Genomic DNA, 21,298 nt, shown 5'->3' with positions numbered 1-21,298 from the left:
CATGCTGGAGCTGTTCCTGTCCGCCTTCGTTACGCTGTTCGTCGTGATCGACCCGCCCGGCTGCGCCCCGATCTATGCCGGGCTGGTCAGCGGCGCGACGCAGAAGCAGGCGACCGCGATGGCGGTGCGCGCAAGCTTCATTGCCGCGATCATCCTCGTGATCTTCGCCTTGTTCGGCGAGGCGTTGCTTGGCGCGCTGCACATCGAACTTAACAGTTTCCGCATCGCGGGCGGGATCATGCTGTTCGTGATCGCGCTCGACATGGTGTTCGAAAAGCGCACCCAGCGGCGCGAGGAACGCGCGGAAAAGGTCAAGGCGACGCCCGAGGTTGAGGACGTTTCGGTCTTCCCGATGGCAATGCCGATGATTGCCGGGCCCGGCTCCATTGCCACGATCATGCTGCTCATGTCGCGCGCGCAGGGGACGGACCAGACGCTGGTGATCCTGGGCGCGCTGGCGGCGGTGCTGGGGCTCACCATGTTCGCGCTGATTGCCGCGCGACCGCTGATGCAACTGCTGGGATCGCGGGTGGAGGCGGTGATTACCCGCCTGCTCGGGGTGCTTCTGGCCGCGCTGGCCGCACAATACGTGATCGACGGCGTGAAGGCCGTGCTGATCGCAACGTGATGCCTATTGCAGGGTGACCCGGCCGTCGTCGCTGTCGCGGCGGCCAAAGAACTGCATCAGCTGGACCAGCAATTCACACCGCTGCGCCAGCGTGTCAGCTTCCAGCAGCGCCTGCTTGGCGGCCAGATCGAACGGGGCAATCTGCGACACGCCGTCGATCAGCGAGACATCGTCCAGCCGCGTCACCGCGTCCCAATCGACGACATAGCCCTGCACATCGGCAAAGCGCCGCGCCTCGCGCTCGAAGCTGGCGCGTTCGACGGGGGCGAGTGCCGGATGGGTCTCCTCCGCCAGCAATTCTGCCTCGACCTGCCGGAACGGGGTGATCGCATCCAGTTCGCGCAGCACGCGGAACCGCGCTTCGCCTTCCAGCACCAGGTTGAAGCGGCCATCGTCCAGCGCCTCGACCTCGACGATCTTGCCGAGGCAGCCGATCTGGAACAGCGGCGCGCCCTCTTCCGCCCGCTGCGGCTGGATCATCCCGATCCGCCTGTCGCGCGCCAGCGCATCCTGCACCATCGCGCGGTAACGCGGTTCGAAGATGTGCAGCGGCAACTGCATCCCCGGAAACAGGATCGCGCCGGGCAGGGGGAAGATCGAGATGCGCATGGGGCGCTCGCCTTATCCGAACAGGATGATCGACAGGCGCCGCCGCATGGCCGCAACCCACGGGTCTTCCAGCCCGACCGCTTCGAAGATCTGCAACAGCTTGGCCCGCGCCGCGCCTTCATTCCAGGTCCGGTCCGCCGCGATCATCGCCAGCAGCGTTTCCGCCGCCGCATCGCGGTTCCCCGCCGCGAACGCCGCCGTGGCATAGGCCAGCTGGGCGGCCATGTCCGCCGGATCGGCCTCTGCCGCCAGCCGCAGTGCGGCCAGCTCGCTGTCCTCCGGCTTGTCCTTCGCCAGTTCGAGCGCGGCCTTGGCCCGCACGATTTCGGCATCGCCCGCCAGTTCGGGGGGCAGGGCATCGACCAGTTGCTGGGCCGAATCGACCTCGCCCGCAGCCAGCATGGCGCGGATCAGGCCGGCATGGGCCGGGCCGTTATCCGGTGCGATTTCCAGGATCTGGGCAAAGATGCTGGCCGCGCGTTCGGCGTCGCCCCCCGCCAGCACGTCCTCACCCATCGCCAGCAGCGGCGCGATATCCTGCGCGGGCGCGCCGCCGGGCTGGATCGGCAGCTTGGCCAGCAACTGGTCCAGCATGCCCTTCAGCTGCGATTCGCTGCGCGCATTGGTCAGGTCCGCCACCGGCTGGCCCTGGAACATCGCATAGACGGTGGGAATCGATCGCACCTGGAACTGCGCGGCGATGAACTGTTCCTCGTCCACGTTGATCTTGGCCAGCACCACGCCCTTGTCGGCATAGTCTGCGGCAACCTTTTCCAGCACCGGGGTCAGCGCCTTGCACGGCCCGCACCATTCGGCCCAGAAATCGAGAATCACGAGATTCGTCATCGACGGTTCGACCACGCCCTTGCGGAACCGGTCCACGGCCTTCTGTTCGTCGATGCTCAGGCCCATGCTTGCCAAGGGAACGCTCCATTCAGGTAGGGAATATCGGCCGCCAATGTGGGGCTTTGCGGCGATTTGTGAAGGGAAAAACCACGCAATTCACACAAAGGCATTTTTCCCCTTGGCAAGGTGCAAACCCGCTGCTAACTGCGCGCCTCACCCCGGCCCAAACGCTGCAAAGCAACGGGCCGCAAACGTCAGAGCGGGCGTAGCTCAGGGGTAGAGCACAACCTTGCCAAGGTTGGGGTCGAGGGTTCGAATCCCTTCGCCCGCTCCAGTTTTCCTAGTGAAAACAAGGACTTAGCGAATAGTCCTTTTTATCACTTCCCTGAAAAAGCTATAAACAGATCATAAACGAAAATAGTCGTTTGTGAGGATCGCTGTAGCCGTGGAATCGGAAACGTTGGCGCCGAAGCGCCGTGCACAGAAACAAACCTTGCCCAGCCATTCATTTCTGGATGGCGCTATATACCTCTACCAGCGGGGTGGGGCTAAAAAGGGCAAGTGGTCGATCCGACTGAAAATCCCCAACGTCAGGGGCTACCAGCACCATTCAAGCGGTACGGCAGATGTGCCCGAAGCTTACAGGATTGCTAAAAACCTGTACGACGATGCGCTGGTGCGAAGTCTGACTAACGGAAGGTCGAGTGGCAAACGAATAACGGCTGGGCTTAAGTCCTACATTGAACATCACGATCAGCCTGATTCCGCCCTCTCCATTCGGCTCAAGGTCCAACTTGCTAGGCGGCTAGAGCCCATCCTTGAGGGAAGACATTTTGATGAACTGGACACGGCGCTCATCTCAAAAATGATAGTCGAACTGGCCAAGCGTTCAAAAAAGCCAATCCTTTCCCCGAATACGATCATACGTAACCTGAATGACTTCAGGCATTTTCTACAGTGGTGTGTTGACAACGGCTACACTGAAAACATTCCCCGCTTCCCCAAAATTGCTGCTGAGCAAGAACGGCGCCCTCACTTCAATCCAGAGGAATGGAAAACGCTGAAAGGTTCTTTTCGTCAGTATCTGAAAGATAGTCCAAAGTCGGTGAGGCGTGACCGCCATTTGTTGTTTCTTTATATTTTGATAATGGAAAATACTGGAATAAGGGTCGGGGAGGCACGTGAATTAAAGTGGAAGGACATTCGTCCGGTTCAGAGTGAAAATAATCCAGAAGTGCAAAACATTATCATCTATGTAAATGGTAAGACAGGTTATCGTGATGTTGTTTGCAGCACCTCTGCTATAATCAAATATCTTAATGAAATAATGAGGAAGCGACTTCAGGATACCAAAAATCCGGAATCGGATATTTTTGGTTTGAAGGCAGTTCCGGCTGACAGCTATATTTTCTGCGACATTAAAGGGAAGAAGATTGGATCGTTCAAACGTTCTTTTAGAACATTTGTTGATTCAATAAATCTAAGAAAAGACACTCATGGTCGGTCTAGGACCATTTATTCTTTACGTCACACTTATGCGACTTCCCGACTAGAAGCTGGTGTGAATGCCTATGTTTTAGCTAAAAATATGGGGACATCGGTTGCCATGATTGAGAAATATTATGGCCACTCTTCTAACGTGGCGATGGCAGATGAGCTTGCAAAGCCCAAAAAGAAAAATGTGAAAGTTCAGGATGCTAATCGTGTGGAGGGCAGTCTCGCATGGATTGCAGATTTAGCAAAAGCGGGGTGATGTCACTGCCCTCATAAGTTCGGCTCTATGCAAGGCGCTCATACTAACCTGATCCAGCAAGGTGGGCTATCATTCGTGAGTTTGGAGGCGGCTGAGAAGGCCTAGTACTGAGGTTGGAGTTCGACGGCGAAATAATTTTGAAAATTATTTTCTTATCAGGCGCTTAAGTCATATTTTTTGTTGACTTTAATCCACCAGCGATGCTATTGAGAGAGCATCGCTGGGCATGTGTGTCTGCAATATTCTGCAGCAGCCGTTTGGCGATACATCATACATATTCAGGCAACTGATTGGCGTTAGGATACCTGCGCCTATCCACTTGAAATGTATGGATTCCGCTAGCCCTACCAACGTTTGTTGAAGGAGTTTGAGTATGACAATTATGACTAGAGGCACCCCACTATGGAGCACATTGAATACGAATCACTACTAAGCCTACCCGCTGTTGCCACCCTAACTGGCCTCAGCGCCAACACGATCCTCTACGCAACTAAGTCAGGATCGTTTCCATCTCCTGTTGAATTCAACGGTGATGAAGTCTGGTTCTCATCAGAGATAGCCAATTGGCTTGAAGACTCGCCGCTTTCTCCATCCACATTTGAAGGGGGGAAAGCCGCATGAGCACATCAGCCAACACAGCAATCTCCGCAGCCGATTTTCAAAGTGGGCAAACCCCAGAGCAGATAGCCGCCAAGCCAAGTGCCGCTCCACAGCGCAGTGGTGACGTGATACCCATCAGCACAGCCAACACGGCAATCGCACCGGTGCCAACCACGACACCTACACCGCCGATCATAGCAGCGCCGTACCAATGGCTTAAGCCGTCGCAGTTGCCACCACGCCCATGGATATATGGCCACCAACTCCTGCGTGGCAGTGTGTCTATGATCATTGCGCCGGGTGGCAGCGGCAAGACCGCACTGGCGACAGGTATGACCCTATCCCTTCTCACAGGTCGTGAGTTTATGGGGAGTAAGGTCTGGGGTGGCCCCAAGAAGGTATGGATTTGGAACCTTGAAGACTCCGTTGAAGAGCTATCTCGTGGAATTCAGGCTGCTGCCACATACTGGCAAATCACCGAAGCCGATGTGCACGGCAATCTTTTCCTGAGCTGTGCACTGAGTGGCGATCAGCTTAAACTGGTATCGACCCGCAGTGGCAAATTGGTCGAGGATTATGAGCTTGCCGAAGCCATCGTCACCGAGGTGAAGGGCAAAGCCATCGATGTTTTGTTCATCGACCCATTCATATCCAGTCATGACGCCAATGAGAACGACAACAAATCCATGGATGCCGTGGTCAAACTGTTGGCTACGATAGCCTATGAGGCAAACTGCTCCATCGTCCTGTTGCACCATACCAACAAGGGTTTTGGTCAGGTGAATGAAAACTCATCACGTGGTGCATCGTCCGTTGTGAATGCTGCAAGATCAGTGATGACGATCAACACGATGACGAAGGAGGTAGGCGAATCCTTTGGCATCGATGAAGATGAGGTTGCCAATTACATCAAGCTGCACGACCATAAAAACAACAGAATTTCTGCATGTAGATCATCTACATACATGAAATTTGAATCTGTCATGATGGCTACCAGTGATGGTACTGAAGAATCTGTAGGGGTTCTTGTTCCTGTAGATTTGACCGCTCATGGAATCCCAGATTTGAATGAACGTCAAATTGCAGAGATTCAGATTGAAATTGATAATGGATTTGATCGCCAATACCATACTGCTGATAAGTGGATTGGCCATATTGTTGGTAGAATCTTGAACCTCGATACAAGTAGCAAACTTCATAAAAAATGGATCAATGATAAACTTAGTCAATTGGTTTCTGATGGTTACATCAAAATCATTGAAACAAAGAAGAAAAATGGGGTAGATGCAAAATCGTATGCAGTAGTCAAAAGGGCGAAGCCTTTCCCAACTACCAACAACGACAAACCACCAACAAATTAATGGTCACCACCACCACCACCTTCACCAGTATATAATACTGGTGAGGTGATGGTTGTTATAGTGACTATGGATATAATGAAGAAAAAAGAGTTCCGTGAGGAACGAACGGATCATGAGCGAAGCGAATGATGTACCATTGATCCACCGGTAGGTAACCATTCAATTATAGTGGCTTCCTCCGGAAGCAAAGCTGCGCTTTGTTTTCTGTGGTGAAATATATCATATTCATGTGAAAAATTTTAAATCACAGAAATATTCAAAATACTATTTGTATAAATATACATGTAGATAACCGATTTATGGTTTCTGCATAATGCATCATGTAAAATCCATCATAATTTATATCTTACACGAATGCATGAGATTCAAATGATTTATACAGATAGGAATTATTATGAATGACAATAAATTATCAAGATTCACTAAAACTAATTTTTCCGACAATGCATTTCCCAACACACTGACCATGAAGTGTTTATCGGAAAATGGTATCTCACATACTATCATCAGTGACACTGATATCAAGGTCGATCACTGGAAAAATCCATTTTTCATAGATGTTTATGCAGGTCAGAAAGAGGCCCACATCTATTTCGCACATGAACTTTTTGGTCAGAAAAACCAAGAGATTGGCGCACTTGAAAGCCTTGCCAGTGAATTCACATGCGAAAGATATAGCTGCAACGCTCAAATCCATCCCAACTCTGTAGTGCTATATTTTGGTTGCGGCATCGACCTCGACTATTTCGATACAGATGCAAAAATTGCGTAAGCCATGAGTGACTTTTCCGAGGTGCTTGAAGAGTTTGCAGATAAGGCTCGTGAATATGGATTCACGCTGGACGGAAACCAACTAACATTGGGAGCAATCTAATTTTTCACGGGATGCAGATTTATCCTCTGGGGAACTGCATCCCGGTATAAATAGGTATGGATACAAACAATTTATGAAAGGAGAGATGTTTGGCCAAGACGTTAGTCAATTTCTTAATCGAAGAGGTCGAGCTTCAACGCTTCGACGGTGTAGCCAGTTTGATTGGCCGCACACGCACTTCCATCCTGACGGAGATGATGCGCAATTTTTGTGCCGATCAGGTGGTTGAAGTTGAGAAGCGAAAACAGAAGCTTCAGCAATTGAATCATGCGCTTACGCAGCAACACCTGTTGCAAGCAGAAGCAAACCATCAGCGTTTGATGGGACAGCCGCTGGACCACGACCATGGTCCAATCGGCTTTTTACATGATGATGGAGGTCAATGGAATGAAGACAATTTTTAAAGGAACCAGATATTTATGCTACAGAACGATACCGAACATAGCTACTATCACGATCAATCTACCGCCAAGTACCAACTGAGATTTTTCGGTCACTTCGCTGAAAAATTTTCACAGCCAAATTTCGAATTGGGCCATTTTCAAGCGATGCCAGTGGTTCTGAATGGACCGAGGAAGCCTCTCTTCATTCTCAGCGACGTCGCCAACGACTTCGTCACATATTGCATTGTCGAGAAACTGGTAGACCTACGCATCGATGCTGATGCTGAGCTAAACATTGGCAAAAGCCTGTTTGGAAACAATCCCATAGCTAATGCCTCACCCTATGAGTTGGTCGTTCTGCTGACGTACATGTTGGGGAACGAAACGCACTGGCAGAGCAGATTCATAAACTCTTTTCAGAGCGGCTTGCTTCAAAGCATTCTTGAGCGTGGTGCAGAACTTTCAAAACCTGAAAAATTAGCTGCCTGATGTTTTTTCGAGTGATTTATTGATCTTTTCAGTTTCGCTTTTCATTGCCTCTAAACAGGCGTTCATAACTGTTTGGAAGTTAGATTCAGAGCCTGTAATGGCTAAACCATCTTGGCGACTGTAGCTGTAAGTTTCATAACCAACATAACCGCCATATCCATTCTTTGCGTTGAATTCCGCCATGCATACCAAGCCTTGGTCAGGATATATCGTAGTTAGTACAGATTCTCTAAATTGAACTGTTTCCGGATCACGCATCTGCTGACGCACTGCATTCTGGGCTTCATCAAGAAGCTTCTCTTTCGGGGAAGGAGAACAAGATACAAAGAGTAGTGCAAAGGCTAATGGGAAAGCACGTCGGATCATTACTCGAATTTCCTTATTGCCTATGGAAGAGGAAACGGTTCTCGAAATTTCGATGGTGGCAGTCGATAGGCTCAATATGTAACCACCTTTAACAACACGATACTATTGAGTGCTTTATGGCGCAACAAGTCAGATGCCGCTGTCTTTTTTCCCTACACGCTAAGGCGACAATCTGCTGAGACATAATTTTCGTATTATTAGGGTGTTTTGACTCCATAAAAGACATGTGATACTCAGGGTCTAGAATCAAAAAAGACACTTGGGGTTATTATGGAAATTGCAGGTTACAAAAGGGTCAGCAGTTTTGGCCAAAATCTAGACCGTCAAGATTTTCCCTGCACTGAAGAGTTCGTTGAGACTATATCGGGGACCAAGAAGGATCGCCCTGAGCTTGAGAGAATGATCCAATGGGTTCGTAATGGAGACGAGGTCCATGTTTGGTCCATCGATAGACTCGCAAGGAACCTTGCCGATTTGCAGTCAATAATTTTGAGGATCAACGACAAGGGAGCGACTGTCCGCTTCCTCTCTGAAAACCTGACCTTCAGCGCCAACGATGATGATCCGTTTGCTCGATTGCAGCTTCAGCTTCTCGGAAGTTTTGCTCAGTTCGAAAGAGCGATCACGCTCCGTCGACAGCGTGAAGGCATCGCCAAGGCAAAAGAGCGTGGTGTCTACAAAGGCAGAAAGCCCACCATCGATGTCGATGCCATCAAGCGCCTCAAGGACGAAGGGCATGGTGCAACTGCCATCGCCAAACAGTTGGGTATAGCTAGGGCTAGCGTTTATCGTGTCATGCAGTCCGTTTCGTCATAAAACTGTCACGAAACGTCACTGAAGATCAATCAGCGCCTTCTTCACCTTATCGATTGCCCTGACACGGCAATTCGGATGGCTCCGTTTGTTATCGCTGACGATGCGGCTGATGCCCTGTTCGACGAAGTCGCCACTGAAAACGGTTTTCCAATATCCCGAATTCGGGTCCTGAATCTGAATTTCCACTTTCCTGTAAGCCATTGGAGAAATGCCTTTGAAAACCAACATAATCGAAGCCTCAAAGGTAACACAAACCACGTTGACCGACATTCTTGATAACGGTGCTATCGAATACACTGACAATGGCGGTCTATATGTGACTGGATATCCATTTAATTTCTGGATGGAGGTCGATGAGAACCGTAAGCTTCTGGTGATGTACACTTATTGGCACACGTTGCCGGAAGTGGACGAGCTTGAGATGCTGAGGTTCGTCAACCAGACCAGCGGCAGCAAGATCATGTTACAGTTTTATTACAACGCTGAATACGGCAGGTATTATGCGTACTACACGCATCCGTATCACGTTGGTTTGCTACCGCCGCATGTCCTGAAGCTGGGGCAGAAATTCACGGCCATCTTTGAGGAAGTCGTGCACGATGGCATTGCCAAGGGCCTGTTGCGGGAATTGCCGGAATGTCCTTACGATGCAGATGACAGTGAAGAAGCTGCTGCTGCTGCTGCTGACGGAACGGTTCATTGATGGGTAATGTGGATAACCCGGTGGATTGCTCGTGGAAAAGGTGGTGACGATTGAGCCGGGAAGTGAAAATCGAATTCCTCAATCCATCTGGAAAGTGGGAATTGCTGAGTGAATTCAATATGGAGTACCTGTCCATGCATAAGGACCGGACGCTTTCCGGGACTACCCGTGCGGGGACTTCCACCACCTTCAGGGCCATTGCTGTCGATAGCGGTGAAGTTCTGGATATGTGGCATTCTGATGAAGGGTAAGGCGGTTCAATCATGACCAGCAAACGCAATAGCGGCATGTTGATACGGAACTGCCAATTCGCTTTCAAATGCGATGCCGTCTGGGAAAACTTGGAGCAGAAGCGGAATCCGAAAATTCGGCACTGCCCTACCTGCTCCAAGAACGTCTATCTGTGTGAAGATGACGCTGAACTCTATGATAATGTAGTGAAAAATCGTTGCGTGGCTATCTTCCGCATGGAGAAGATGCTGCTTGGGTTAGTTGAATACCCGGCTGGTTTTCAGGAGTGAGGCGGATTTGGCCTTGGGCGACTTCCCATCATTGGCCCCAATGGATACACATCTCCCCATGAGCAAAGATGTTGGCCTTCGAATCCGACTGGAAAAAAGTCTTCGTGATCAGTTCATTGACGTTTGCCACGCTAATGATCGTCCCGCCGCCCAAATTCTGCGGGACTTCATGCGAACCTATGTCTCTGAGCAATCACACAAAACAGGAAAACACGGTCAATGCTGACGGGTGAAATTCGCAATCAGGTTGACCAAATCTGGAATGCCTTCTGGTCAGGTGGTGTTTCTAACCCACTGTCGGTGATCGAACAGATTACCTACCTGCTGTTCATCAAGCGTCTGGATGACCTTCACACGCTGGAAGAGAACAAGGCGGCTACCCTCGGCATTCCCATGGAGCGCCGCATCTTCCCTGATGGTGCGGATGACCGTGGCCGTGCCTATGCCGACATGCGCTGGTCCCGTTTCAAGCACTTCGAAGCACGGGAAATGATGGACGTTGTGTCCGAACACGTTTTCCCATTCCTGCGTCAGCTTGGAGAGGAAGGTTCCAGCTACGGCCAACATATGAAGGATGCACGGCTGGGATTCAGCAATGCCGCCCTCTTGGCTAAGACCGTGGAAATGCTGGACCGCATCCCCATGGATGACCGGGATACGAAGGGCGACCTTTATGAGTACATGCTCGGCAAGATTGCCAGTGCGGGTACCAACGGCCAGTTCCGCACACCTCGCCACATCATTCAATTGATGGTCGAACTGACCAAGCCCACACGTGATGACGTGATCGTTGACCCTGCTGCGGGTACCTGTGGCTTCCTTGTGGCGGCAGGTGAGTATCTCCGTGACAATGACCCCGGTCTTTTCCGTGACGAGAAGGCTCGAAAGCATTTCCATCAGGGCATGTTCCACGGGTTCGATTTTGACCCGACCATGCTCCGCATTGGTGCCATGAATATGACGCTGCACGGGGTCGATAACCCTGATGTGAGCTATCGTGACAGCTTGGCGCAAGAGCATGGCAGTGACGCCGGAAAGTATTCCCTGATCCTCGCCAATCCGCCATTCGCAGGATCGCTGGATTACGATGCGACAGCCAAAGACCTTCAGCAGATCGTCAAAACCAAAAAGACCGAATTGCTGTTCATGGCCCTGTTCCTAAGGCTGTTGAAAACTGGTGGACGAGCAGCAGTGGTTGTACCTGATGGTGTGCTGTTTGGCTCGTCAAAAGCCCATCAGGCCATGCGGAAGATGCTGGTCGAGAGCCACAAGCTGGATGCGGTGGTGAAGCTGCCGTCTGGTGTTTTCCGGCCCTATGCAGGTGTATCGACGGCAATCCTGCTCTTCACGAAAACCGGGGTTGGCGGCACTGACAATGTCTGGTTCTACGACCTGCAAGCTGACGGGTACTCACTGGACGACAAGCGCAATGCCCTGCTGCCGGAAGAGAAGCTGGGCGTTCTTGTTCCGGCTCCGTTGAGTGCAGAGGAACATGCCAAAAACAATCTGCCCGATGCCCTGCTTCGTTTTAGCCGTCGTGATGGATCAGAGCTTGAAAATCCACGCACTGCACAAAGCTTCTGCGTCCCCAAGGCAGAGATTGCAGCCACTGGCACCTACGACCTCTCGCTCAACCGCTACAAGGAAGTGGAGCATAAGGAGGTCGAATATGAGTCTCCCGCTGCAATCATTGCAGATTTGAAACGGCTCGAAGCGGAAATCAGTGATGGTCTGGCCAAGCTTGAGGCGATGCTGTGATGAGTTGGCCAAGGAAAAATCTAGGCGACATTGTCGATTTTCTGTCGGGATTCGCTTGGAAGGCGGCGAATTTTTCTGATGACAGGTCAGGTGTTCCCATAATTCGGATACAAAATGTGGACTCCGTAAGAGAGTCTGATTTTGTATATTGGGTAGATGAATATGACAGCCGTTTTATTGTCAAAGAGGGCGACCTGCTGCTGACTCTTTCCGGTAGTTTTCGTGCTGAATTCTGGACCGGGCCTGATGCACTCCTAAATCAGAGAATTGTCAAAATCACTCCCAAATCCGACATAGACCGTAATTGGTTGATGCATTCATTGAGGGGGGCACTAGCGCAAATCGAAGCGATGGGCAGACACGCATTGGTCAACAATGTCGCCTTAAGCGATTTGCGTCAGATGCAGTTGTCAGTACCCCCACTGGAAGAGCAAAAGCGCATAGCGGCCATTCTGGATCAAGCTGATGATATTCGCCACAAACGCCAACATGCAATTGATCGGCTGAACCAGCTTGGACAGGCGATTTTTCATGACATGTTTGGTGATCTGGATGCCAACAATCACAATTTTCCAATTGTGGCTCTCGATAAATTGATAAAAGTTCAGGGCGGTTATGCATTCAAATCTGATTTATTTGGTGAGGATGGCGATCCCGTCATCAGAATATCCAATATAGATGGGGAAAGTGTCGATCTTGAAAAATCCGTTAAGATTGCACCAGAAAATGTTGGAAAAGGTCGTTCCTTCACAATTTCCGAGGGTGATCTTTTAATTGCAATGTCTGGTGCAACCACGGGAAAAACTGGAACTGTCCCAAAATTTTCTGGAACGGCTTATCTTAATCAGCGTGTTGGAAAATACATAATTCTCGATAATAAAAATATATCCGCCAACTTTCTGGTAAACTTGGTTAAGAGCGAATTTTATCAAAAGAGAATTTTAGATCAGGCTTGGGGCGCTGCTCAACCTAACGTAAGCTCTAATCAACTTGTTTCGTTTGCCATACCCTTGCCTCCAATATGCATTCAAAACCGTTTTTCTGAATGCATGAATGGCCTCTCTGATGTTAAATCTGCAAATTATGCGGAACTGGAACGCAGCACTTCCCTCTTCGCCTCCCTACAACATCGTGCCTTCACAGGACAACTGTAACCATGTCGCAGTTTGCCTTCCTTAAGCCTGAATTCCCCTCGGTCTTCGATCTGGCGAGGAAGGCAGAAACGTCTGCATTGTCCGATCCACGTGCTGCCTGTTTCTATGGTCGTCTAGCATTGGAAACAGCCGTCAACTGGATGTACGATAATGACCGCAGCCTACGATCCCCATACGATAACAGCCTGTCTGCGCTGATCCACGAAGGCACATTCCGTGCTGTGGTTGGCAATGTGCTTGTCGCCAAAGCGAGGATCATCAAGGATTTCGGCAACAGGGCGGTCCACGACACCAGAGCGGTTGCACCACAAACTTCTGTCACCTGTGTCCGTGAACTCTTCCATTTCAGCTATTGGTTGGTTCGCACTTATGCTCGTGGTGCCAAGCCTGACGCATCCTTAGCCTTCTCCACGGATGCACTTCCTCGTGCCGTTCAGGTCGAAGCGTCCAGCCTCGCCAAACTTCAGGTCATGGCTAAGGAACACGAGGACGCCAAAAAGCAGCTTGAAGAGGCACATGCTGCTCGGCTGAAAAGTGACCATGAACGGCTGGTTTTGGATGAAGAGGTTAAGCGGCTTCAGGCTGAAATTGCCGCCATCAAACAGGCCAATCAGGCAACACCTGATAATCACGATTACAGTGAAGCCGAAACCCGTGATGCCTTCATTGACCTGCTGTTGGCAGAAGCTGGATGGTCACTCGATCAGAAGCGTGACCGTGAATACCCTGTCAAAGGGATGCCCAACCAAGCTGAAGAAGGCTTCGTCGATTATGTGCTGTGGGGTGATGGTGGCAAACCACTAGCTGTCATCGAGGCCAAGCGGACAAAGCGTGATCCTCGTGTCGGTCAGCAGCAAGCCAAGCTCTATGCTGATTGCCTCGAACAGGAGTTTGGGGTTCGGCCCACCATTTTCTACACCAATGGCTACGAGCATTGGCTGTGGGATGATATGAATTCCCCGCCAAGGCAGGTGCAAGGTTTTCTGAAGAAGGACGAACTGACGCTCCTGCATCAACGGCGGGAAACCAAGCGGAAACTCGCTGATATTCCCATCGATGCCAAGGTGGTGGAGCGATACTACCAAACCCGTGCTGTGAAGCGTGTTGGCGAGGTTTTCGAGAAGGAACAGCAGCGAAAAGCCTTGCTCGTCATGGCTACTGGCTCTGGCAAAACTCGAACCGTCATCGCCCTTATCGACCAGTTGATGAGAGCGAATTGGGTCAAGCGTGTGCTGTTCCTCGCTGACCGTGTTGCGCTGGTGAAACAGGCTCATAACAATTTCAAACAGCACCTGCCGACCACGCCAAGTGCCAACCTGATCGAACGCCACGATCCCAAAAAGAACGACCATAATGGTGCTCGTATCTGTGTGGCCACCTACCCAACGATGATGGGCCTCATCAACGAGTTGCAGAATGGTCAGCGCCTTTATGGTTCAGGCCATTTTGACCTGATCGTGATCGATGAAGCGCACAGGTCGATCTATCGGAAATATCGATCAATCTTCGATTATTTCGACAGTTATCTTGTTGGTTTGACCGCCACTCCACGTGATGAAATTGACCGTGACACCTACTCGCTGTTCGAGTTGGAAAAGGGTGTTCCGACTGATGCCTATGACCTTGATGAAGCTGTTGGTGACGGGTTTCTTGTTCCCCCCACAGCCATATCCGTTCCTCTGAAGTTCCAACGGGAAGGCATCAAGTACGATGACCTGTCCGACGAGGAAAAAGAGCAGTGGGACATGCTGGAATGGGAAGAAGGCAAGCTTCCACCGGACCAGATTGATGCATCAGCCATCAACAAATGGCTGTTCAATGCCGATACCGTGGACAAGGTGCTTGAGCATCTGATGACCCATGGCCTGAAGGTGAATGAAGGTGACCGTCTTGGCAAAACCATTATCTTCGCCAAGAACCACGACCATGCCATGTTCATCGCCAAGCGGTTTGATGAAAATTACCCGCACCTGAAGGGCGAATTTGCTCGGGTTATCGATTTCAAAACGGAATATGCCCAATCGCTCATCGATGATTTTTCGGTGGCGGAAAAGGCACCGCACATCGCCATTTCCGTTGATATGCTGGACACAGGGATCGATGTTCCAGAGGTCGTGAATCTGGTCTTTTTCAAGATCGTCAGGTCCAAGACCAAGTTCTGGCAGATGATTGGCCGTGGCACTCGCCTGTGCCCCAATCTCTATGGTCCCAATCGCCATAAGGACCAGTTCCTGATCTTCGATTTTTGCCAGAATTTCGAGTTCTTCAACCAAAACCCGAATGCCAAGGATGGTGCTGTTGCCGTTTCCCTGTCGCAGAAGCTGTTTGCAGGGCGTGTAGAGCTATCTGGCATCATCGACGGCATACCAGCACAGGAACGCTCAGAAGGGCTGGAAACGCTTCTGAGCGATACCAAGACCATGCTGTTCGATGAAGTCAGTGGCATGAGTTTGGACAATTTCCTCGTCAGGGCGAAACGCAGGGCTGTCGAGCAATTCCAAATCCGTGATGCATGGGACCATCTCACACCCGAAGATCGCCATGTTCTGGTCAATGATGTTGCGGGTTTGCCATCTGCGGTTGGTGACGGTGATATCTCTGCCAAACAGTTCGACTACCTGATCCTGAAAGGCCAACTCGACCTTCTCGAAACCAGTGCATCCTTTGCCACCTGCAAAGAGAAATGCATCACCATTGCATCCTGTCTGGAAACCTTGGGCAATGTGCCGATGGTGGCGGCAGAGATGGCCCTGATCCTTGAGGTCCAGACAGAGGAATACTGGACTGACATAAACCCGTGGATGCTGGAAACGCTGAGGCGGCGGCTGCGGAACCTCATCAAATTGATCGAGGGCGAGGCCAAGCAGATCGTCTATACCGACTTCACCGACGAAATTGGTGACGGTACCACGGTAGCATTGCCAGATGCTGGTGTGGGCACCGACAAGGCACGTTTTCAGTTGAAGGTGCGCCACTTCCTGCAAAGCCATGCTGACCATATCACGATCCTGAAGCTGCGAAGGAATGAGCAGCTAACCACGCAGGATTTGGATGAGCTTGAGCGCATTATGGTGGAGGAATCTGTCGCCACCAATGATGACCTGACGGCCCTTCAAGACCAAGGTGGTTTAGGTCTGTTCATCCGTTCGCTAGTGGGTCTGGAACGTGATGCAGCCAAAAATGCTTTTGCTGGTTTCCTTCAGGGGCGAAACCCGAATGCAAACCAGATCGAGTTCATCAACCTCATCATCGACCATCTGACAGAGAATGGAGCGATGGAGCCGAAGCGGTTGTATGAATCGCCCTTCACCGATCTGGACGATCAAGGAGTTGGTGGTCTCTTCCCGCAAGCTGACGTGCTGCAAATCGTGAATGTGCTGAACGATGTGAAACTGAAGGCTGCTGCATAAGGTGGTCCTGACCGTGATGCCACTTCACATTCCTAATCAAATTCCATGCCATCCATTTCATATTGGGCGTTGTATGTGGAACAATTTCGAAAAATTTTCTTATAGGAAATTGATCATAATTATATTTTCAATCTCAATTCTATTTGTAAAGAACATGGATAATGCTTATTTTGCAATTTTAAGTGCAATATCTTTGTCTTTTTGCTTAATAATAATTATATTTCCATTTATAGAAATTGCTCGGAAAGATGGGCAGAAGCCTTGGAATGGATACGCCAAAGCCTCTGTCGTGCTGCTCATCTTATATTTTATGGCTCCCTATTGCAGTTCGCCAGATGGAAGGTCCGATATGGAACCTATTTACGCCGGGCCTCGTGGTGAACCTATCTAATTCGTAAGCTCTCATTGCTAAAATGACGGGGGACCTGTGAGCAAAGGCGACTACAACGGTGGATCAACAGTGATTGGCCCTCGATCAGGTTGGTTCTCGCATAAGAAAGACAAAGCGGTGCATTCGCCAAAGGGCATAAATGCAATCATCCGTCGTGTTTCCCACCTCAATCAAACGATTGCCAAGCCGAAGGGTTTGAAGAAATTCGAGGCTTTAGAAAAGGTTGAGTTTGAGTCAGTCACCATAGAGGATGAGATAAAGAAGAGAATTTCGGAAATTGATATTTTGAATAATCAACTTAACATTTTGAGAATGATTAAAGATAGGCTGTGAACACCTCCTAATGGGATAAGTCTCACAATGACACGGACGATTTTCCGCAATGTTCCATGCCCCGGCTGCGGACGTGTCTATGCAATCGGATTTTTCGCTTCTGTCAACCTCAGTGGCTGGAAGCAATGGCCTGATGGTTGGGGCTACGGTGACCTTCACCACCTGCAAACAGAACTGCGTGGCTGTTCTTGTGGAGCACTCTTTTGGCCGAAAGGCTCATGGTTTCAGACCAATGAGACCGATCTGTCCATCATCACAGAGCCTGATGCGGAACCAGAACCGAATGAAGAGCCAGAACCTACGCCCAAAGGATGGTTTGCACGTTGGCGATCCAAAAAACCAAGGCGGGATAGCCTAACCGATATCCTGAAACGGGTGGAAGATCAGTGGCCAAAAATCCCTGTGATCCATCCTGTTAGCAACATGGCTGGTCTGTACCGTGTGCTGTGCGATGGCAGTGTCACTCTTGACCATGCAACAGAATTGGAAATCCGAAAGTGGCTGTGGTGGACATGGAACCATCCAAGCCGTGGTCTGGATTTTGTGCCCGGTGATGTCGGGCTGGATGTTTCAGAAGAGGAGAAACAAGAGAATCTGGCGAGGCTGAATCTTATTTATTTAAGGAGTTATAGTGATATAATTATTTAGCCTATATTATCGATATATTTTATATATTTGAAAAAGTGTCAGAAAGCTTTCCCAATCCTCTCCTCGAACTAACGTCCGATTAGTGAAAGCTGGTAATTCACACACTGATTGTATGCTTCCGGCCCCTGCATTTGTGCATTCATGCAAGCTAGCTGCAATGAAAGTTGCTGATCTCGATCAAGTTGAGACTTTTCTGGATGCCTATTTGAAGGACTTATCTGGGAAATTTGCTGTTGAACGCATTGATTATATGCAGCGGGGCCCTGCATTTGGGCATTCATACATGCTAATTGCAATGATAATCTTTCATCTCTGTCGAGATTTTCCGCTGTTATTTGTGGTGGATATGATTGCGGACTATTGATTGGTGGATTTTGATTGACTACGTCCGATTGTGTTGGTTCAACGGCGAGGGGAGCATCCTGCCCATTTTCAACTACTTCAACAGCTACCTCTGAGGCTTCGGCTTCTGGTTCTGTAGATTCATCTGCAACAGAAATAACAAAAAGCATTATTCCAAGTAATGCAAAAGGTATCAACCATAGCGCCCAAAGGCGCTCATCTGATTTGATGGTTGGATTAAAAACTTCGTATTGATTGGCATTTTCAGCCTCACCAGTTGAGGAAGCTACCTTGCCATTGCCACCAAGCTTATGCGCTCTTTGGGCAAGCGTTTTGGCAGTGCCGCTGGGACAGCCCATATCGATCAGGGCTTGGTAGATCGTGATCTGATCAGCGCCGTTTTCAGCCAACTCGAAGGCAAGATCGAGCAAGACGGATATAAACAGGTCAAAGGCGGCATCTTCATCCATTGTGCCTTCGAAACCAGCGGTGTGGTCACCAGTACCAGCAGCGGCATCATAGGCTGCTCGTTTGTCTGGATCGGAAAGCACATCATAGGCGTGGGCGATTTCCTTGAAGCGCCGCTCCGCTTCCGCCTCATTGTCGGGGTTACGGTCTGGGTGCCATTCCTTCGCCAGTCTCAGGTAAGCAGTTCGAATCTCTGCCTGTGATGCATCAGGGCTAACCCCGAGGATTTGATACAGGCTCTTTTCGGACACTATCTCACCTCGAAATTTCTAGCGAACATGCGTGTGGTGAATTGCTCTCACCGATTGTCGATCTGAATGGTCATGGCGATATCGTTGGCACGTTGAACCGCCACAAGCTCACCTCCCAAAGCCTCTGATTTTGCCACGAGAAAGCTCTCCGCCTTGCGATCCGCCACCGATGAATATCCAGACTGCTGGGCATGAGCTTCAATCTGTTTCGGTGTTGCGTAGGATCGAAGACCGATATCGTACCCAACGCAGTGATCGAATTGGCTCCAACTTGGAGCAGCGTCATACGCCATCCAACACTGATCAGCATTGGCTAGCATGGCTGTAATTGCGGCATCATCGACAGTTTCGTTAAATTCCCACGAGACTTGCTCAAGCCGAGCATAATCAACCGCAGGTGACCGTGTAGCATTCAGATAGCTAGCCGATGGTTGGGTCTTTTCCATGAAGGCGTAGGTGGCTTGCGCTTTGACTGCGAAGTCGTAGATCGCATTACCCGCCAAAGTGCCGCCCAAGGCGCACAGGGCAACGGCAGCCAGTTTCCCTGCGCCAATGTCTCGCAAGAAACTGGAAGAGCCTTCACGAACCTCCTGCGCCGAATTAAGGACCAACTCGCTGCTCTGAACCATATCCGCTGCCCCTGTGGCCGCCACGCATGGAATCGGCGTCCATACGTGAGACTATGCTGGGGCATAGATCATGTCACCGAAAATGCATTCACCTGTGAAATGAATTGCCAATCTACGGCAAAGGCTGGGGACATGGACGACGGCTTTGGAGTGGACGTCCCCATTGACGAATCAAGGCAGGTTGTTCCTTATATGTTCCGATATGCTAACCCTGCCGTCACATGCCCTGAAATTCACCGAAACCCCGTCAAAGCTGCGGTTACCCGTCTATTCGTCCAGTGTTCCAGCGGGTTTCCCATCACCTGCTGACGATCACATCGAAGGCAAGCTCGACCTTAACGAACATCTGATCCGGAGACCAGCGGCAACCTTCTTTGTCCGTGCATCTGGTGAATCCATGCGTGATGCCGGAATTTTCGATGGTGACCTATTGATCATCGACAGAAGCATCACGCCCAAATCCGACCACATCGTCATTGCATCCATCCATGGGGAACTGACGGTCAAACGGCTTCAGCAATCTGGTGACCAATGGTTGCTGGTTCCCGCCAATCTCGAATTCCCGACGATGCGCCTTGATGACGTAGGCTGTGAAATCTGGGGTGTCGTGACCCACAGCATTCGGCGGCATTGTGGACGCTGATGGCAACCTTCGCATTGGTGGACTGCAACAACTTCTACGCTTCCTGTGAACGTCTGTTCCGTCCCAACCTGAAAACTCGACCTGTCGTCGTGCTATCAAACAATGATGGCTGTGTGATTGCTCGTTCTCAGGAAGCGAAGGCCATCGGGATCGGCATGGGCGCTCCCCTGTTCAAAATCCGTGATGTAGTGGAAGAACACGGTGTTGCCGTCTGCTCGTCCAACTATGCCCTGTATGGCGATATCTCCGAACGAGTGATGACATTGCTGGGATCGAATGCGCCGAACCATGAGGTCTACAGCATCGACGAATGTTTCCTCGACCTCGATAATCTGGGGGTTCCTGACCTTTCAGATTGGTGCCGCAACCTGCGCCAGAAAACCTACAAGTGGACTGGAATTCCTGTTTCCATCGGCGTCGGTCCAACCAAAACTCTGGCGAAACTGGCAAACAGGCTTGCGAAGAGATCGATCAAATCTGGCGGTGTGATCGATTTAGTGCATCACCCAGAATGGATCGAACCAGCCTTACGGAAAACACCGATTGGTGACGTGTGGGGTGTGGGTCGAAGGTGGAGCCAGATGCTGGAAGAGCGGGGCATCACGACAGCCCATGATTTCGCTCATGCAGAGGACGGCTGGATCAGGAAGAAAATGGGTGTGGTTGGGCTAAGGACTGCCCATGAGCTTCGTGGTTATGTCTGCCATGCCTTGGATGATCAGCCGCAACCGAAACAGACGACGTGCTGCTCACGAAGCTTTGGAGAGACCGTGAGGGACAAAGATCAGGTCCACGATGCACTGATGAGCTTTGCAGAACGTGCTGCTGAGAAGGTTCGTAGGGCTGATCAGGTGGCTGGTGCGATGCAGGTCTTCATCAGGACCGATCCCTTCAACCCGAATGCCGCCCAGAAGTCCCTCTCAGGCTCTGTCAGCTTCGATCACCCAACGAATGACGCCAGAGCTATCGCAGGTGCCGCCACTCGCATTCTCAACCGAATATGGCGTGAAGGTTTCGCTTGGAAGAAAGCGGGGGTGCTGTTGCTGGACCTAGCCGCTAATGGAACTGCGCCTTTGTCGCTGTTTGATGCAGTGGCACCAAAGGACGATGGGCTTATGAATGCCATGGACACCATCAACCAACGATATGGGCGTGGTAGCATTAGGTTGGGCTTGGCGGGAAAGGATCAGAATTGGCGCATGAGACGAGAGAATCTATCGCCTAGCTTCACCACCAAGTGGGCCGATTTGGCGTGTGCGAGGATGGTGTAAGGTCCAGAGTGCACAAACTGCATGGAGCCGTTGCATTCCCGGCATTTCTGA

General features: G+C 50.7%; 25 protein-coding genes and 1 tRNA gene. 19 read left to right on the top strand and 7 right to left on the bottom strand.

The genetic code is table 11. The annotated features are described in order from the left end of the window. Position 1 precedes the first annotated feature (1 nt). Complete coding sequence (locus IE113_RS06510) at positions 2–628, top strand: MarC family protein (protein ID WP_189539593.1); 627 nt, start codon at positions 2–4, stop codon at positions 626–628. Between the two features lie 3 nt (positions 629–631). Here the strand turns inward: IE113_RS06510 and IE113_RS06505 are convergent, their stop codons facing one another. Then, positions 632–1,237, bottom strand: coding sequence for an LON peptidase substrate-binding domain-containing protein (locus tag IE113_RS06505; protein WP_189539592.1), 606 nt, complete (start codon positions 1,235–1,237; stop codon positions 632–634). Positions 1,238–1,249: 12 nt separating this feature from the next. Then, on the bottom strand, positions 1,250–2,149 hold the full coding sequence (locus IE113_RS06500) for a tetratricopeptide repeat protein (RefSeq protein WP_189539689.1): 900 nt from the start codon (positions 2,147–2,149) through the stop codon (positions 1,250–1,252). Between the two features lie 193 nt (positions 2,150–2,342). Here IE113_RS06500 and IE113_RS06495 point away from each other — a divergent pair. The 7 genes from IE113_RS06495 to IE113_RS06465 all read left to right on the top strand — a co-directional run bounded on the left by IE113_RS06495 (position 2,343) and on the right by IE113_RS06465 (position 7,543). Beyond that, positions 2,343–2,417, top strand: a tRNA-Gly gene (locus IE113_RS06495). Between the two features lie 111 nt (positions 2,418–2,528). Then, the gene (locus IE113_RS06490) at positions 2,529–3,836 is read left to right on the top strand and encodes a tyrosine-type recombinase/integrase (protein WP_189539591.1); all 1,308 of its coding nucleotides are present in this window, start codon (positions 2,529–2,531) and stop codon (positions 3,834–3,836) included. Positions 3,837–4,238: 402 nt separating this feature from the next. Beyond that, a complete protein-coding gene (locus IE113_RS06485) occupies positions 4,239–4,457 on the top strand; it encodes a helix-turn-helix transcriptional regulator (protein ID WP_189539590.1) in 219 nt (72 codons plus the stop codon). Beyond that, on the top strand, positions 4,454–5,797 hold the full coding sequence (locus IE113_RS06480; protein ID WP_189539589.1) for an AAA family ATPase: 1,344 nt from the start codon (positions 4,454–4,456) through the stop codon (positions 5,795–5,797). The genes IE113_RS06485 and IE113_RS06480 overlap by 4 nt, the downstream gene beginning before the upstream one ends. Positions 5,798–6,191: 394 nt before the next feature. Beyond that, positions 6,192–6,569 carry a hypothetical protein gene (locus IE113_RS06475; RefSeq protein ID WP_189539588.1) on the top strand — a complete coding sequence of 126 codons (378 nt, stop codon included), beginning with the start codon at positions 6,192–6,194 and terminating at the stop codon, positions 6,567–6,569. A gap of 191 nt (positions 6,570–6,760) precedes the next feature. Then, on the top strand, positions 6,761–7,075 hold the full coding sequence (locus IE113_RS06470) for a hypothetical protein (protein ID WP_189539587.1): 315 nt from the start codon (positions 6,761–6,763) through the stop codon (positions 7,073–7,075). A gap of 15 nt (positions 7,076–7,090) precedes the next feature. Continuing rightward, complete coding sequence (locus IE113_RS06465) at positions 7,091–7,543, top strand: hypothetical protein (protein ID WP_189539586.1); 453 nt, start codon at positions 7,091–7,093, stop codon at positions 7,541–7,543. Here the strand turns inward: IE113_RS06465 and IE113_RS06460 are convergent. Beyond that, on the bottom strand, positions 7,532–7,909 hold the full coding sequence (locus IE113_RS06460; protein ID WP_189539585.1) for a hypothetical protein: 378 nt from the start codon (positions 7,907–7,909) through the stop codon (positions 7,532–7,534). The genes IE113_RS06465 and IE113_RS06460 overlap by 12 nt on opposite strands. A 270-nt stretch (positions 7,910–8,179) precedes the next feature. On the opposite strand from IE113_RS06460, the gene IE113_RS06455 reads away from it, so the two are divergent. Beyond that, a complete protein-coding gene (locus IE113_RS06455) occupies positions 8,180–8,725 on the top strand; it encodes a recombinase family protein (RefSeq protein WP_189539584.1) in 546 nt (181 codons plus the stop codon). Between the two features lie 15 nt (positions 8,726–8,740). On the opposite strand, the gene IE113_RS06450 is transcribed toward IE113_RS06455, so the two are convergent. After that, positions 8,741–8,995, bottom strand: coding sequence for a hypothetical protein (locus tag IE113_RS06450; RefSeq protein ID WP_189539583.1), 255 nt, complete (start codon positions 8,993–8,995; stop codon positions 8,741–8,743). On the opposite strand from IE113_RS06450, the gene IE113_RS06445 reads away from it, so the two are divergent. The 6 genes from IE113_RS06445 to IE113_RS06420 all read left to right on the top strand — a co-directional run bounded on the left by IE113_RS06445 (position 8,985) and on the right by IE113_RS06420 (position 16,271). After that, a complete protein-coding gene (locus IE113_RS06445) occupies positions 8,985–9,428 on the top strand; it encodes a hypothetical protein (RefSeq protein ID WP_189539582.1) in 444 nt (147 codons plus the stop codon). The genes IE113_RS06450 and IE113_RS06445 overlap by 11 nt on opposite strands. Positions 9,429–9,490: 62 nt before the next feature. Continuing rightward, complete coding sequence (locus IE113_RS06440) at positions 9,491–9,679, top strand: hypothetical protein (RefSeq protein WP_189539581.1); 189 nt, start codon at positions 9,491–9,493, stop codon at positions 9,677–9,679. Between the two features lie 12 nt (positions 9,680–9,691). Continuing rightward, positions 9,692–9,949 (top strand): hypothetical protein, encoded by a 258-nt coding sequence (locus IE113_RS06435; RefSeq protein ID WP_189539580.1) that lies wholly within the window; start codon positions 9,692–9,694, stop codon positions 9,947–9,949. 219 nt (positions 9,950–10,168) lie between these two features. Beyond that, complete coding sequence (locus tag IE113_RS06430) at positions 10,169–11,707, top strand: type I restriction-modification system subunit M (RefSeq protein WP_189539579.1); 1,539 nt, start codon at positions 10,169–10,171, stop codon at positions 11,705–11,707. Further along, the gene (locus tag IE113_RS06425; protein WP_189539578.1) at positions 11,707–12,861 is read left to right on the top strand and encodes a restriction endonuclease subunit S; all 1,155 of its coding nucleotides are present in this window, start codon (positions 11,707–11,709) and stop codon (positions 12,859–12,861) included. The genes IE113_RS06430 and IE113_RS06425 overlap by 1 nt, the downstream gene beginning before the upstream one ends. 2 nt (positions 12,862–12,863) lie before the next feature. Further along, entirely contained in the window at positions 12,864–16,271 is a 3,408-nt protein-coding gene (locus IE113_RS06420; RefSeq protein ID WP_189539577.1) for a DEAD/DEAH box helicase family protein, read from the top strand. A gap of 165 nt (positions 16,272–16,436) precedes the next feature. Here the strand turns inward: IE113_RS06420 and IE113_RS16355 are convergent, their stop codons facing one another. Further along, positions 16,437–16,571, bottom strand: a complete 135-nt coding sequence (locus IE113_RS16355) for a hypothetical protein (protein WP_268248098.1) — start codon at positions 16,569–16,571, stop codon at positions 16,437–16,439. Positions 16,572–16,698: 127 nt separating this feature from the next. Between IE113_RS16355 and IE113_RS06415 the strand changes: the two genes are divergently transcribed. Together IE113_RS06415 and IE113_RS06410 are read left to right on the top strand one after the other, a co-directional pair. After that, positions 16,699–16,995 carry a hypothetical protein gene (locus IE113_RS06415; RefSeq protein ID WP_189539576.1) on the top strand — a complete coding sequence of 99 codons (297 nt, stop codon included), beginning with the start codon at positions 16,699–16,701 and terminating at the stop codon, positions 16,993–16,995. Positions 16,996–17,022: 27 nt separating this feature from the next. Then, on the top strand, positions 17,023–17,643 hold the full coding sequence (locus IE113_RS06410; RefSeq protein ID WP_189539575.1) for a hypothetical protein: 621 nt from the start codon (positions 17,023–17,025) through the stop codon (positions 17,641–17,643). 68 nt (positions 17,644–17,711) lie between these two features. Here IE113_RS06410 and IE113_RS06405 read toward each other — a convergent pair whose 3' ends face one another. Both IE113_RS06405 and IE113_RS06400 read right to left on the bottom strand, forming a co-directional pair. After that, positions 17,712–18,704: a DnaJ domain-containing protein gene (locus IE113_RS06405; protein ID WP_189539574.1), complete on the bottom strand. Its 993-nt coding sequence runs from the start codon at positions 18,702–18,704 to the stop codon at positions 17,712–17,714. Positions 18,705–18,751: 47 nt separating this feature from the next. Then, positions 18,752–19,333: a hypothetical protein gene (locus IE113_RS06400; protein ID WP_189539573.1), complete on the bottom strand. Its 582-nt coding sequence runs from the start codon at positions 19,331–19,333 to the stop codon at positions 18,752–18,754. Positions 19,334–19,535: 202 nt separating this feature from the next. On the opposite strand from IE113_RS06400, the gene IE113_RS06395 reads away from it, so the two are divergent. Then, positions 19,536–19,976, top strand: a complete 441-nt coding sequence (locus IE113_RS06395) for a LexA family protein (protein WP_189539572.1) — start codon at positions 19,536–19,538, stop codon at positions 19,974–19,976. After that, positions 19,976–21,247 carry a Y-family DNA polymerase gene (locus IE113_RS06390; protein WP_189539571.1) on the top strand — a complete coding sequence of 424 codons (1,272 nt, stop codon included), beginning with the start codon at positions 19,976–19,978 and terminating at the stop codon, positions 21,245–21,247. The genes IE113_RS06395 and IE113_RS06390 overlap by 1 nt, the downstream gene beginning before the upstream one ends. Positions 21,248–21,298: the final 51 nt, after the last annotated feature.

The sequence above is a fragment of the Novosphingobium arvoryzae genome (genome assembly GCF_014652615.1).
GTDB lineage: Bacteria > Pseudomonadota > Alphaproteobacteria > Sphingomonadales > Sphingomonadaceae > Novosphingobium > Novosphingobium arvoryzae.
This window is presented reverse-complemented; position numbering and strand designations above follow the sequence as displayed.

Bases quoted from the DNA above. Each gene is read 5' to 3' on its own strand.
- IE113_RS06510 (WP_189539593.1), top strand. From the start codon at position 2: ATGCTGGAGCTGTTCCTGTCCGCCTTCGTTACGCTGTTCGTCGTGATC.
- IE113_RS06505 (WP_189539592.1), bottom strand. From the start codon at position 1,237: ATGCGCATCTCGATCTTCCCCCTGCCCGGCGCGATCCTGTTTCCGGGG.
- IE113_RS06500 (WP_189539689.1), bottom strand. From the start codon at position 2,149: ATGGGCCTGAGCATCGACGAACAGAAGGCCGTGGACCGGTTCCGCAAG.
- IE113_RS06485 (WP_189539590.1), top strand. From the start codon at position 4,239: ATGGAGCACATTGAATACGAATCACTACTAAGCCTACCCGCTGTTGCC.
- IE113_RS06480 (WP_189539589.1), top strand. From the start codon at position 4,454: ATGAGCACATCAGCCAACACAGCAATCTCCGCAGCCGATTTTCAAAGT.
- IE113_RS06475 (WP_189539588.1), top strand. From the start codon at position 6,192: ATGAATGACAATAAATTATCAAGATTCACTAAAACTAATTTTTCCGAC.
- IE113_RS06465 (WP_189539586.1), top strand. From the start codon at position 7,091: ATGCTACAGAACGATACCGAACATAGCTACTATCACGATCAATCTACC.
- IE113_RS06460 (WP_189539585.1), bottom strand. From the start codon at position 7,909: ATGATCCGACGTGCTTTCCCATTAGCCTTTGCACTACTCTTTGTATCT.
- IE113_RS06455 (WP_189539584.1), top strand. From the start codon at position 8,180: ATGGAAATTGCAGGTTACAAAAGGGTCAGCAGTTTTGGCCAAAATCTA.
- IE113_RS06450 (WP_189539583.1), bottom strand. From the start codon at position 8,995: ATGTCGGTCAACGTGGTTTGTGTTACCTTTGAGGCTTCGATTATGTTG.
- IE113_RS06435 (WP_189539580.1), top strand. From the start codon at position 9,692: ATGACCAGCAAACGCAATAGCGGCATGTTGATACGGAACTGCCAATTC.
- IE113_RS06430 (WP_189539579.1), top strand. From the start codon at position 10,169: ATGCTGACGGGTGAAATTCGCAATCAGGTTGACCAAATCTGGAATGCC.
- IE113_RS06425 (WP_189539578.1), top strand. From the start codon at position 11,707: ATGAGTTGGCCAAGGAAAAATCTAGGCGACATTGTCGATTTTCTGTCG.
- IE113_RS06420 (WP_189539577.1), top strand. From the start codon at position 12,864: ATGTCGCAGTTTGCCTTCCTTAAGCCTGAATTCCCCTCGGTCTTCGAT.
- IE113_RS16355 (WP_268248098.1), bottom strand. From the start codon at position 16,571: ATGAGCAGCACGACAGAGGCTTTGGCGTATCCATTCCAAGGCTTCTGC.
- IE113_RS06410 (WP_189539575.1), top strand. From the start codon at position 17,023: ATGACACGGACGATTTTCCGCAATGTTCCATGCCCCGGCTGCGGACGT.
- IE113_RS06400 (WP_189539573.1), bottom strand. From the start codon at position 19,333: ATGGTTCAGAGCAGCGAGTTGGTCCTTAATTCGGCGCAGGAGGTTCGT.
- IE113_RS06395 (WP_189539572.1), top strand. From the start codon at position 19,536: ATGCTAACCCTGCCGTCACATGCCCTGAAATTCACCGAAACCCCGTCA.
- IE113_RS06390 (WP_189539571.1), top strand. From the start codon at position 19,976: ATGGCAACCTTCGCATTGGTGGACTGCAACAACTTCTACGCTTCCTGT.